The sequence below is a fragment of the Candidatus Kosakonia sp. 282A-S69 genome, assembly GCF_029433855.1.
In the GTDB taxonomy this organism is placed as follows: Bacteria; Pseudomonadota; Gammaproteobacteria; order Enterobacterales; family Enterobacteriaceae; genus Kosakonia; species Kosakonia cowanii_A.
This window is the reverse complement of the sequence record NZ_JAROAU010000003.1, coordinates 2,610,404-2,622,765: the sequence shown is the minus strand read 5'-3', so window position 1 is coordinate 2,622,765 and position 12,362 is coordinate 2,610,404. Positions and strand designations below refer to the sequence as shown.

The 12,362-nt window shown below is 61.9% G+C and carries 11 protein-coding genes; 4 read left to right on the top strand and 7 right to left on the bottom strand.

Annotated elements, in window-relative coordinates; all coding sequences use genetic code 11:
• Positions 1 to 11 precede the first annotated feature (11 nt).
• The 3 genes from PU683_RS18050 to PU683_RS18040 all read right to left on the bottom strand — a co-directional run bounded on the left by PU683_RS18050 (position 12) and on the right by PU683_RS18040 (position 1,950).
• Positions 12 to 461, bottom strand: a complete 450-nt coding sequence (locus PU683_RS18050) for a GNAT family N-acetyltransferase (protein ID WP_277174328.1) — start codon at positions 459 to 461, stop codon at positions 12 to 14.
• 7 nt (positions 462 to 468) lie between these two features.
• On the bottom strand, positions 469 to 1,029 hold the full coding sequence (locus PU683_RS18045; protein ID WP_277173891.1) for a GNAT family N-acetyltransferase: 561 nt from the start codon (positions 1,027 to 1,029) through the stop codon (positions 469 to 471).
• A gap of 132 nt (positions 1,030 to 1,161) precedes the next feature.
• Positions 1,162 to 1,950: a MipA/OmpV family protein gene (locus PU683_RS18040; RefSeq protein ID WP_277173890.1), complete on the bottom strand. Its 789-nt coding sequence runs from the start codon at positions 1,948 to 1,950 to the stop codon at positions 1,162 to 1,164.
• 110 nt (positions 1,951 to 2,060) lie between these two features.
• On the opposite strand from PU683_RS18040, the gene PU683_RS18035 reads away from it, so the two are divergent.
• From PU683_RS18035 to PU683_RS18020, 4 genes are all read left to right on the top strand, one after another.
• Positions 2,061 to 2,756, top strand: a complete 696-nt coding sequence (locus PU683_RS18035; protein WP_277173889.1) for a response regulator — start codon at positions 2,061 to 2,063, stop codon at positions 2,754 to 2,756.
• Positions 2,753 to 3,949: a sensor histidine kinase gene (locus PU683_RS18030; protein ID WP_277173888.1), complete on the top strand. Its 1,197-nt coding sequence runs from the start codon at positions 2,753 to 2,755 to the stop codon at positions 3,947 to 3,949. The genes PU683_RS18035 and PU683_RS18030 overlap by 4 nt, the downstream gene beginning before the upstream one ends.
• A 78-nt stretch (positions 3,950 to 4,027) precedes the next feature.
• Positions 4,028 to 5,146: an efflux RND transporter periplasmic adaptor subunit gene (locus PU683_RS18025; RefSeq protein ID WP_277173887.1), complete on the top strand. Its 1,119-nt coding sequence runs from the start codon at positions 4,028 to 4,030 to the stop codon at positions 5,144 to 5,146.
• On the top strand, positions 5,143 to 8,211 hold the full coding sequence (locus PU683_RS18020) for an efflux RND transporter permease subunit (protein WP_277173886.1): 3,069 nt from the start codon (positions 5,143 to 5,145) through the stop codon (positions 8,209 to 8,211). Before PU683_RS18025 ends, PU683_RS18020 begins: the two co-directional genes overlap by 4 nt.
• Here the strand turns inward: PU683_RS18020 and PU683_RS18015 are convergent.
• The 4 genes from PU683_RS18015 to eitA are packed head-to-tail and all read right to left on the bottom strand — an operon-like array spanning position 8,176 to position 12,217.
• Positions 8,176 to 9,408, bottom strand: coding sequence for an MDR family MFS transporter (locus tag PU683_RS18015; RefSeq protein WP_277173885.1), 1,233 nt, complete (start codon positions 9,406 to 9,408; stop codon positions 8,176 to 8,178). The genes PU683_RS18020 and PU683_RS18015 overlap by 36 nt on opposite strands.
• A gap of 15 nt (positions 9,409 to 9,423) precedes the next feature.
• Positions 9,424 to 10,185: a siderophore ABC transporter ATP-binding protein EitC gene (gene eitC / locus PU683_RS18010; RefSeq protein ID WP_277173884.1), complete on the bottom strand. Its 762-nt coding sequence runs from the start codon at positions 10,183 to 10,185 to the stop codon at positions 9,424 to 9,426.
• A complete protein-coding gene (locus PU683_RS18005; RefSeq protein WP_431190950.1) occupies positions 10,185 to 11,222 on the bottom strand; it encodes a FecCD family ABC transporter permease in 1,038 nt (345 codons plus the stop codon). Before PU683_RS18005 ends, eitC begins: the two co-directional genes overlap by 1 nt.
• The gene (gene eitA, locus PU683_RS18000) at positions 11,219 to 12,217 is read right to left on the bottom strand and encodes a siderophore ABC transporter substrate-binding protein EitA (protein ID WP_277173882.1); all 999 of its coding nucleotides are present in this window, start codon (positions 12,215 to 12,217) and stop codon (positions 11,219 to 11,221) included. Before eitA ends, PU683_RS18005 begins: the two co-directional genes overlap by 4 nt.
• Positions 12,218 to 12,362: the final 145 nt, after the last annotated feature.

Sequence of the window (12,362 nt, the reverse complement as noted above, 5' to 3'; positions counted from 1 at the left end):
GATCTTACCGGCTACTTTTGCTCCAACCGCAGGCAGTGCGTCACCCGCTCGATCCCTTCCGTTGGCACAAAGCCTGCGCGTTGATAAAAGCGGAACGCCGCCTGCGGCGCGTGCGTGTAGAGACGATCAAAGCTCTGCGCGGCGTGGGCGATAATTTCGCGTAGCAGCACGCTGCCCACCGCCTGGCTGCGATACTCCGCGGCCACATAGAGGTGGCGCACCCGGCCTGCGCGATCTTCCTGCACGAACGGGTCGATATTGAGCCCACAAACGCCCACCAGCTTGCCGTCAAGCAACGCGCCCAGCAGCAATTCGCCCTCTTTATCAAAGCGGTTGTGCTGATTGAGCCAGTTCTCCTCAAGCCTGCGCAGCATATTAAACCCCTCCGCCACGCTCGCCTGTTTTAGCGCCTGAAAACCGTCGACTGCCGGGGTAATGGCGGTGATATTCAGCCTCATAATACCCTCGTTATAGAGTGAGATAGTCCTGGCGCAGCAGGCCAAACAGCCAGTCATTGTGCCAACGGTTATGCAGCCAGTAGCTCTCGCGCAGTTCACCCTCCAGCATAAACCCCACCTTTTCCAGCAGGCGGCGAGAGGGGTGATTGCCAGCGGTGACCGTCGCCGTCAGCCGCCGGATGCCGCCCTGGTGGAAGGCGAAATCGCACACCGCCTGTAACGACTCGCGCGCATAGCCTTTTCCCTGCGCTTCGGGAGCAAAGAGAAACCCCACTTCGGCGCAGTCGGCTTCGCGATGGATATACCCAGTGACGCCAAGCCTTTCGCCGCTCGCTCTGTCGCGCACCACCAGGCAGAGCCAGTGCGCGCTCCCCGGCTGCCAGTGCGGCAAGCGGCAGGTAAAAGCCTCCTCGATCTCCTCGGGCGAACGCGCGTCCGAGACATAATGCTGCACTTCGTTGCTCGCCATCAGGCGGCTAAAAAAATCGCGGTCGTTCTCCTCGATTTGCCGGCAGATTAGCCGTGGCGTGTCGAGGCAAAAGGCGGGGGGAGTGTCGGCGTCTTTATTCATCTCATCGCTGTTCTGGTGGTAATCATTACAAAGAGATATATGTCAGATACGCGCCGAGGTAAACCAGTAAGCAGCCAAACCAGATCTTCCCCACCAGCTGATAATCCTCTTTTTTCATCCTCTTCCCCCTGTTCAGAAGGTCCAGGTCACGGCAAGCGTGCCGGTTCCCTCATTGCGCTGCGAAACAATCGGGCTGTCGCCCGCGCGATCGCCAAGCCAGGTATAACCCGCGCTCAGAAGGGTTCCCCAATGTTCGTCGAACTGGTGGCTCCAGGTGAGCGAGCTGTTGACGCCGTAGAAGCCGCCTGCGCGATCATAGGGGCGAAAACCGCTGCGCTGGCTCTGCCCCGCGCTGACGCCATAAAAGGTGTTGATATAGCGGCTGTCGCCAAACAGGGCGGCAGACTGGAGTGCTACGGTATCGCTGGCGCTCTGCACCGGCAGCAGCGTCACCGAGGTTTGATACTGCACGCCCTGGCTGTCGGTCAGCGGCAGTGTCGCTTTCCCTTCAACAGCGAGCCACGCCGTGATCGACCAGCCGACGGCAAACGCCGTATTCAGCGTGGCATCGATTTTCCCCATCCCCTTCAGATTATCCGCGCCGTCGCGCCAGGAGGAGTTGCGCTCATCGCGACCGAGGCCGTAACCCAGCGTATGCTCAAGATAGAGACCGTTATCGCTTTGCAGGTCGTAACCGATGCCCTTTTGCGAATCAATGAAGAGGGCGTTATCACGCGCCTGAATCAGCGGAACGAATTGCAGGCGCTGCTTGTCTGAACCGCTGTAGCGCGGCGCAGACTGTGCGCCGATACCTACAGTAACGCCATTTTGTGCCGATGGATCTTCATCGGCCTGCGCCGCAGAGGCGGTGGCTGCCAGCAGGGCGCAGAGGCTATACAACGTACGTTTTCTCGTTATCATCGTCTCATCTCATCGGTGGGAAAGGGTGTGCGCAAGCGCTGAAAGGGAAGATAGTCAGGTCGTATCAATAAACCGTCAGCAAAGTGTTAAGAAACGGTCAAGGTGGGGACATGGTGGCGAAAAGAGTGCTGGTGATTGAGGATGACGCGGATGCGGCGGGCGTGCTGGAGGCCTATCTGCGTCGTGAAAATTATGAGGTAACGCTGGCGAGCGACGGCCTGGCCGGGCTGGAGCTGGCGCAGCGCTGCAAGCCGGATCTGATCCTGCTCGACGTGATGCTGCCCGGTATGAACGGCAGCGAAGTGTTGGCGGCGCTGCGGCGTAAAAGCGATGTGCCGGTGATCATGGTGACGGCGCTTGGCGATGCCCCCGATCGCATTGGCGCGCTGCGTTACGGCGCGGATGATTATGTGGTGAAGCCCTATCACCCCGGCGAAGTGGTGGCGCGCGTGCAGGCGGTACTGCGGCGCACACAGCGCGCGGAAAGCCAGGAGGAGGTGTTGCGCTGGCAAAACCTCGCGGTCGACACCGTCGCCATTAGCGTGACCGTTACGCAAGAGGATAACCAGATGCGCGCGCTGGAGCTGACGCCGACCGAGTTCTCTCTGCTCACCACGCTGATGCGCCACCCCACCCGCGCCTTCTCCCGCCAGCATCTGCTGGAGCACTGCCTGCCCGACAGCGAAGCGCTGGAGCGCGTGGTCGATACGCACGTCTACAACCTGCGCAAAAAGCTGGAGAACGCGGGCGTCAGCGGCGTGTTAAGCAACGTGCGCGGCGTCGGTTACCGGTTTCGTCAGCCATGAAAAATCCCGCTCATCACTCACTCTGGCGCTGGATCTGCGTGCGCATCCTGGCGCTGGCGATTGGCACGGTGATCATCATCGCGCTCTGTATGTGGCTGCGCTACGCCGTACAGAACGTCTGGATTTTGCACGCCATGCCTGCACCGGTGCGCGCCGAGTTTCTGCTCCTGAAAGAGAACCCGGAGATCAACCCGGTGCGCTTTCATGACATTGTCGATGCCTGGTGGGGGCTGAGCTACTCCACCCCCTCTATCGCCTCGACGGACTGGATCATGGTCGGCGTACTGGTGCTGGTCATGATCCCCTTTATCGTTTTTATGGGGCTGCGCTACGCTCGTCCGCTGACCCTGCAATTTAGCCGCCTGCGCGACGCCGCCGAAGCGGTGACGCAGGGAGTCTTTGGCGCACAGGCGGAGCTGGTTAAAGAGGCGCCTGCCGAAATGGTGCGCTTCGCCAGCGACTTTAACGGCATGACCCGCCAACTGGCGCGCTATGAGCGCGAACTGCGCGCCTCCCATGTGGCGATGGCTCACGAGCTGCGCTCGCCGCTCACCGCCGCGATTGGTCGCCTGCAGGGGATGCTGGATGGCGTGTTTGAGCCAAGCCCTGCCCAGATGTCGATGGTGATGAAGCAACTTCAGTTGCTGCGCCGCTTAACGGATGAACTGCACCTGCTCTCGCTGGCGGATGCCGGGCAGCTGATGCTCAACTGCCAGCCTCTGTGGCTGGATGAGCTGCTGCGTGAACGCGCGGCGTGGATGAAGCCGCAGGCCGACGCCAGCGGCTTCACCTTTACCCTGAGCGCGCCAGCACCCGCACCGCTGGAGGGGGACGCTTTCCGCTTAGGGCAGGTTTTTACCGTGCTGATGGAGAATGCGGTGCGTTACGGGCGGCAGGGCGGTCATCTGCGTATCACGCTTTCATCACAGGCGAGCGGCTACCTGATTGATTTCACCGATGACGGCCCCGGCGTGGAGGCTGATTTCCTGCCGCTGATGTTTGACCGCTTCACGCGGGCCGAAACTTCGCGCGCGCGCCATTCGGGCGGCAGCGGCCTCGGGTTATCCATCGCCCAGGCGATTATCCATGCCCACGGCGGCAGCATCAGTGCCGCGCTGCCGGAAACGGGCGGGCTGGCGATTACCCTTCACCTTCCATACGCTTTCGGGGCGCAAGAAAAGTTGCAGCCTTGATAGAACCTTGACGAAACGTGGGCTGAATCTCGACGCGTCACGCCTGTAATAGCGCCATTACCGATCCGGAGTGGCGCTATGTCAGAACCGTTTATTCCTTACGCACGCCCGCTCGCGCTCAGGCTTTTGCACGCTGCACGCGGGCTTCCTCTCCTTCTTCTGCTGGCGCTGGCGGCGACCGGCTGTGGCGAGAAGAAAACCGATAAACCGGCACCGCCGCGTCCGGTGCGTTACCTGATTGTCGCCCGGAGTGCGGCCATGGCCGAAACGGTGCGCACTGGCGAGATCCGCGCCCATGATGAGACAGCGCTGGCCTTTCGCCTGGATGGCCGCATGATTTCACGAGCGGTGGATATTGGCGCGCGGGTGCATGCCGGGCAGGTGCTGGCCTCCGTTGAGAGTGAAACCGCTCAAAACCAGCTCGCCAGCGCGCGCGCCGATGTGGAGAGCGCCCGCGCGGCTGAGCAGGTGGCGGCGCTGAATCTGAAACGGATGCAGGCGCTCATGCCCTCCGGGGCGATTGCCCGCACGCAGCTCGACAGCGCCCGCGCCGACTGGCAGTCGGCGGCAGCAAAACTGAAAAGCAGCAGCGCCGCGTTACGCAACGCCGAGCAGAATCTGAGCTGGACGCAACTGGTCGCCCCGGCAGATGGCATCATCACGCGCGTGAACGCCTCTGCCGGGCAGGTGGTCAGCGCCGGGCAGGCGGTCTTTACGCTTGCCACCAGCGAAGCGCGCGACGTGGTGTTTGCCGTTGCCGACCCGCGACAACTTTCCTCCAGCGTGACCTTTAGCGTTGCGCTGCTGGCGGACCCGTCAGTGAAGACGAGCGGCAGCCTGCGCGATATCAGCCCGCAGGCCGATCCGCAGACGCGCACCTGGCAGGTGCGGCTGACGCTGGCGAACCCGCCCGCCGCAATGGCGCTCGGAGCCAGCGCCACCATTGCCCTGCCTGAATCAGCCTCGGCGGGCTTTGCGGTGCCCGCCTCGGCGTTGAGTCGCCTTGGCAGTCAACCGGCGCTGTTTGTGATTGATGAGAAAAGCCGGGCGCAGCCGCGCGCGGTGACGTTGGGTGGGTATAGCGCCTCATCGGTGTTTATCCGTGCGGGCCTGCGTCCCGGCGACAGAGTGATTACCGCGGGCGTCAGCAAGCTGCGCGCCGGTGAGCAGGTGATCGCCGGGGAGTTGCAGCCATGAAACGTTTTAACCTCTCGGCCTGGGCGCTGGAACATCAGCAACTGGTGAGCTTCTTTATGGGGCTGGTGATGGTTATGGGCGTGCTCTGCTATCAGCAGTTGCCGCGTAATGAAGACCCGGCGTTCACCATCAAAACGGCGGTGGTCACCGCCCAGTGGCCGGGTGCCAGCGTTGAAGAGACAACGCAACTGGTCACCGACGTGCTGGAGAAGAAGTTACAGGAGGTTCCGCATCTCGATTTTATTGAGAGCGAAACCCGCGCCGGCAGCACGATTATCAACGTCAACCTGCGCGATGACACGCCGCCAAAAGCGGTGCCCGATATCTGGTACCAGGTGCGGAAAAAGATGCAGGACAGCGCCGCCGATCTGCCGCAGGGGGCTCAGGGGCCGCAGGTCAATGATGAGTTTGATGACACTTTCGGCACTATCTATGGTTTTACCGCCGACGGTTACTCGCCGCGTGAACTGCGCGATCGGCTGGAGACGATTCGCCGCAGCCTGATGTCGCTGAAGGATATCGGCAAAATAAGCCTGATAGGCGAACAGCAGGAGCAGATTGTGATCGCCTTCTCCCCGCGTCAGCTGGCGGGAATGGGGCTGGATATTGAGCAGATCAGTGCGGCGCTGAAGGCGCAAAACGCCATCGCGCCCGCCGGCACCATCCGCACCGGCGAGGATAACGTGGCGCTGCGTGTCAGCGGCGCGTTAAGCACCGAAGCGAGCCTGCGGGCGGTGACGCTGCATATTAACGATCGCTATATTCCACTGACGGATATCGCCACCGTCACTCGCCAGGCCGCTGAGCCGCCCGCGCCGCAGTTTCGCGTCAACGGGCAACCGGCGCTGGGGCTGGCGATCTCGATGGCGTCGACCGGGAATATGCTGCGCTTTGGCAAGGCGCTGGATGCGCGCATGGCGCAGATCCAGGCACAGTTGCCGCACGGCATTGAGATGGTGAAAGTCGCCGACCAGTCGCAGGTGGTGAGCGGGGCGGTAAGTGGTTTTGTCCGCGTGCTGGTGGAAGCGGTAGTGATTGTGCTGGCCGTCTCTTTTGTCTCGCTGGGCCTGCGCGCAGGCCTGGTGGTGGCAGCCGCTATTCCGCTGGTGCTGGCGATGACCTTCGCCGGGATGATGCTTGCCGGGATTGGCCTGCAGCGCATCTCCCTCGGCGCACTGATTATCGCGCTCGGTCTGCTGGTGGATGACGCCATGATCACCGTTGAGACGATGGTCGCACGCCTCGAAGCGGGGGAGTCGCGCAGGCAGGCCGCCACCTATGCCTTCAAAACCACCGCCTTTCCGATGCTCACCGGTACGCTGGTGATGATTGCCGGCTTTATTCCCGTCGGCTTTGCCGCCTCCAGCGCCGGGGAGTACTGCTACTCGCTCTTTGCCGTGGTGCTCATCGCGCTGCTCTGCTCATGGATGGTGGCGATCCTCTTCTCTCCGCTCACCGGCACCTGGCTGCTGCCCGCGCGCATCGATAAGCAGGGCGAGGATGCCGGCAGGCTGAAGCGCGGCTATCAGGCGTTGCTGCGCCTCGCGCTGCGCTGTCGGTTGACCACACTGGCATTGGCGCTGCTGGCGCTGGGCTTATCGCTGGTTGGCACCACCTGTTTACAGGGGGAGTTTTTCCCCGCCTCGGATCGCCCTGAGCTGCTGGTGACGCTCTCGCTGCCCGCCAACGCCTCGCAGACCGAGACGCAAAAGCAGGTGGAGCGCCTTGAACGGGCGCTCAGCGGTAATCAGAATCTCGATCGCTACAGCAGTTATGTCGGTTCCGGCGCGGTGCGCTTCTACCTGCCGATGGATGTTTTACAGGACAACGAGAACACCGCACAGCTGGTGGTAGTGGCAAAGGATCTCGCCGCCCGTGACCGGCTGCGCCAACAGCTGGAGAAGCTGCTGGCAAGCCAGTTCAGCGCGATTACGTCTCGCGTGTCGCCGCTGGAGCTGGGGCCGCCGGTGGGCTGGCCGGTGCGCTACCGCGTAAGCGGGCCGGATTATGCCAAGGTGCAGACGCTGGCGCATCAACTGGCGGCGGCGATTGGCGGCTCGCCGCTGACGCGGGAGGTAAATCTGACCGCCGGGGAGCCGGAGCGGATGATCCGCTTACAGGTCAGTCAAACCGCCGCACGCGCCGCGGGCGTCTCCTCGGAAAGCATTGCCCGGATGCTTAATACCGTCTGGTCCGGCACGACGCTGACCACGGTGCGGGATAATGACCGGCTGGTGGAGGTGGTGCTGCGCGGCAACGATCGCGAGCGGCTGGATATCGGCACGCTCGCCACACTGATGTTGCCGACCGCGAACGGCACAAAAATCCCGCTGAGCGAAGTGGCGACCCCGGAGTGGGGGCTGGACGACCCGGTGATCTGGCGTCATCAGCGGCTGCCCTTTATCACCGTGCAGACGGATCTCGCGCCCGGCCTGCGCGCGGAAGCGGTATCGTCGGGCCTGCGCCCAACGGTGGATAAGCTGCGTGCGCAACTGCCTGCCGGGTATCGCATTGAGGAGGGCGGCACCGTTGCCGAATCGGACAAGGGCAACGGCTCGGTGTATGCCGTGCTGCCGGTAACGCTGATCATTATGCTGCTGTTACTGATGGTTCAGCTTCAGCGCTTCTCGCGCATGCTGCTGGCGGTCACCATGGCGCCGTTTGGCCTGCCGGGGATTGTGCTGGCGATGCTGCCGACCGGCACGCCGATGGGGTTTGTCGCGCTGCTGGGGGTGATTGCGCTGGCGGGGATGATCATCCGTAACGCGGTGATCCTGATTAGCGAAGTGGACAGTAACCTGCACCTTGGGATGCAACCTGATGAGGCGATTATCGCCGCGTCGGAGCACCGCGCGCGACCGATTATGCTGACCGCCTGCGCCGCGATCCTCGGCATGATCCCCATCTCCCACCAGGTGTTCTGGGGGCCGATGGCCTACGCCATTATCGGCGGGCTGCTGGTGGCAACGCTGGTGACGCTGACGGTGTTACCCGCCGCGTTCAGCCTGGTGCTGCAACTCAGCGCCCGCTTAGCCCCTGCGCATTGGGCGGCAGATAAAGGTTAAGGCTACCGCGCTACAGAGCGGGAAGATAGCCAACTGCAGCCAGGGGTAGATCGCCTCAACCGAGGGGGTTAACGCCCGGTCGAGTTGGCTACCAAACAGCAGATTGCCCGCCAGCACGGCAAAACCGCCCGCCGTCGCCAGCGCGCCATAGTGCGCGCCGAGCGTGGCGTCATCGGCGAACCACGGCACCATATCTTTCGCCGCGGGCACCAGCAGCATCTGCCCGAGGGTCAATAACGAGACAAAGCTGATGGCGGGCAGCAGCCGCGTCCAGCCATCGGGTGGCGTGCTGGCTGCGCCCAGCGCGACGCTGGCAAAACTTGCGGAGATCAGCAAAAAGCCCACCGGCAGCATGCGCGCGGCACCAATGCGGCGCGTTAAGCGGGCGAGGGGCAGTTGCAGGGCGATAATCAGCACCGAGGCCAGCATAAAGAGCGGCCCGAGATCTTTTTCGCTGCCGCCCGCACGCTGGATCTCGACCGGCAGCGCCAGGTAAAGCTGGTTGTAGCTCAATAACCATGAACTGTAGGCAATGATAAAGGCAACAAAGCGCGGCTGGCGAAAGGTGGTCCACCACGGTGTGACTGCCAGCGTCTGGCGTTTTGACGGCGCGGGAGGCAGACAGAAGAAAAGCACAATCAGTGCCACGACAAACACGCCCGCGCCCGCGAGCGCCACCTGGCGAAAACCGAGCCCGGTCATCAGCGCGCCCGCCACCGGGCCGAGCACCGCGCCCAGCTCGCCGCAGACGGCGAAAAGCGCAAACCACTCGGCGCGGCTACGCTTACCGCGGCTCTCGCTCTGGGCACCAGCGCGCGCCAGTAGCGCTTCAATTGAGGGGGAGAAGAGCGCCCCACCAATGCCTGTCAGGCAGGCACCGACAATAACCGGTCCCAGCGAGTGGCCGAACGCCAGCATCAGATAGCCCGCGACGCGGATAATGCAGCCACAGAGGATGATGACGCGTGCGCCAAAGCGATCCGATAACGCACCGCCGATAAAGAACATCCCCTGCTGCGAGAAGGTGCGCAGCCCGAGCACCAGCCCAATCAGGCCGCCGGAGAGGAGTAGCTCATCGCGCAGGAAGATCGCCAGAAAGGGCACCACGGCGTAGAAGCCGATATTAAAAACAAACTGGCTGCCGAGTAAAACAGGCGGCCAGAGCTGTTTCGCTGGCCGCAACTGGGGAAAAGACATGCGGAAATCCTGACGTCAGGCGATGAAGTGGATATGGTTTTTGCCATGACAGGGCGATGGCGTGATTTTCGCCTTCACGCGAAACACCTCCCACAGCAGATCTTCGGTGAGGATCTTCTGCGGGGTGCCGCTCGCCACCACGGCCCCGTGCTGCATCACAATCAGGCTGTCGCAAAACATCAGGGCATGGTTGAGATCGTGAATGGCGACGATGCTGGTCACCGGTAGCTCGCTGATAAGCTTCATCAGCTGCAACTGATGGTGAATGTCGAGATGGTTGGTCGGCTCGTCGAGCAGGATCTCCGATGGCACCTGCGCCAGCGCGCGGGCAATCTGTACGCGCTGCCGTTCGCCGCCCGACAGGGTCAGCCACCCCTGCTGGCTTTTCTCCAGCATGTCGACGCGCGTCAGCGCCGCAGAGATGCACTCATCATCCTCGGTACTCCAGCTTGAGAAGGGGGAGTGATGGGGAATACGCCCCAGTTTCACCACGTCGCGCACGCGCATATTCGCATCGGTCATACCGTGCTGCTCAACGAACGCCACCCGGCGGGCAAGCTGCTTTTTAGGCAGCCGGTGAAGGTTCTGCCCGTCGAGCAACACGCGTCCTTTATGCGGACGGCGCAGCCCCGCCAGCACGCGCAGCAGGGAGGATTTCCCTGAACCGTTCGGCCCCAGCAGACCCACCGTTTCGCCACGCGCCACCGTCAGTGAGACATCATTGACGATCACTTTTTTACCCACCTTCCAGGTGATGTTTTCAGCGGCGATGCTCATTAGCGATTCCTTGAACGGTAAATAATAAAGGCGAAGAACGGCACGCCGACCAGCGCGGTGACGACGCCCACCGGCAGGCTCTGCGGGGCGATCAGCATGCGCGAGGCGATATCCGCCAGCACCATCAAAATCGCACCCGCCAGCGCACAAGCCACCAGCAGCGTGCGGTGCAGCGGCCCAAAGAAGAAGCGCATCATATGCGGCACCACCAGCCCGACAAAGCCGATGGAGCCAGCCATGCTGACGATTGTGGCGGTGATGAGGGCGGTGGTGGTAAAGAGCGCGAGGCGCACCCACGGCACGGCGATGCCTAACGAGGCCGCCGCATCATCGCCAAAGGTAAAGGCATCCAGCGCCCGCGAGTAGTAGAGGCAGACGGCCAGCCCAATCAGCACCACTATCAGCACCAGTTGAAACTCCGGCCAGCGCACGCCGCTAAAGCTGCCCAGCAGCCAGAACATCACGTCGCGCGCCTGTTGTGCACTGGCAGAGGTGCTGATGGTATACGCCGTGACGGCGTTAAAGAGCTGCGAGGCGGCAACCCCGGCCAGGATGGTGCGCTCGTTGCCGCCGCGTGCGCCGTTGGTCAGAAACGCCACGAATGCAAAGGCGGCGAAGGCCCCGGCAAACGCGCCTGCGGAGAGCGATACGGCGCCTGCGCCGAGGCCCAGCACGACCACGGAGACCGCGCCGGTCGATGCCCCTGCCGAGACGCCGAGCACATAGGGTTCCGCAAGGGCATTCTTCAGCAGGCTTTGCAGCACCGCGCCACAGATCGCCAGCCCCGCACCGCAGCAGGCAGCGACCAGCGAGCGGCTGAGGCGGAAGTCCCAGATCACGCTCTCATAGATGCGATTGAGCGGCTCGGCGGTCAGGCCAAGCTTATTACCAATCGCATAAAAAACGCTGGGTAACGGGATTGCCAGCTCGCCGACGCTGGCACCTACTGCAATCACCACCACCAGCAGCACAATGGCAAGCAGAGCGGCGCTGCTTAACAACAACCTTTGTCGCGTCGGGTGCAACGCTGCCATCAATTAAGCCCCATCTTTCTCAGCTGTTCGGCAACCTGCTCTGCGCCAAAGATGGTACGAATGGTGGGGTTCATCGCCTGACCATCCATTACCACGATATGGCCCTTTTTCACCGCCTCAAGCTGGCTGACGGCAGGATCGCTCTTCAGGAACTTAATTTTCTCCTGCGCGTTATCCAGCGCCCAGCGGTTGCGGTCGAGGCTGGAGACCACGATCACATCCGGGTTGGCGGCGATGATGCTCTCCCAGCCGACGGTCGGCCACTCGGTTTCGGTGGTAATGGCGTTATGGCCGCCGAGCACATTGGCAATAAAGCCGGAGGCGCTGTTTTTGCCGCCAACGTAGGCGTCAGCGGAAGGCGATGAGCTGGAGAACCAGAAGACAAAGGAGAGATCTTTTTTGTTTTTACCAAACTCTTTGCGCAGAGAGGCTTCGCGCTTTTTGAAGTCGGCAACCAGCGCCTGGCCGCGATCTTCAACGCTGAAGATCTTCGCGAGATCCTCAATCTCCTGGTAGAGATAGGTCATGTCCCACAGCTTCTGGCGGCTGCCGTACATATCGCCGGTGCCCTTTTTGGTGGCGCACATGCCCGGCGACATATAGCTGTTAACGCCGACGGTGGCGAGATCTTCGCGCTTCGCCACTTTGCTCTCCGGCCCCAGCAGCAGCGGCGATTGCGCGGCAACGAAATCTGGCGTTTGCGCCAGCACAGACTCCAGCGTCGGGATCTCCACCGTCAGGGTTTTGATCTTCGCATTTTGCGCAGCCAGCTGCGGCAGCACTTTAGTCGGCCAGAAGGCGGTGGCGGCGATTTTATCCTCTAAGCCGAGCAGCAGCAGGATCTCGGCGGTGTTTTGCCCCAGCGCGACCACATGCTCAGGGGCTTTGTTGAAGGTCTCTTTGTAGCCGCAGTTTTCGAGGGTGAGGGGATACGTGGTGGCATAAGCAGAACTTAATGAGGCAAGCGCCAGCCCCAGCGCGCAGAGAACCTTCTTCATTCAACACTATCCTTCATTAACATTATGGTGATTTATGGAATCATCGAAATAGTTTCGCAATGATAATGAATCCTATTACGAATGCGAGATCTTCTTTGCGCAGGCAGGTTGATTTTGTCGTCAGGAACATCTCTGGCATTCAAAT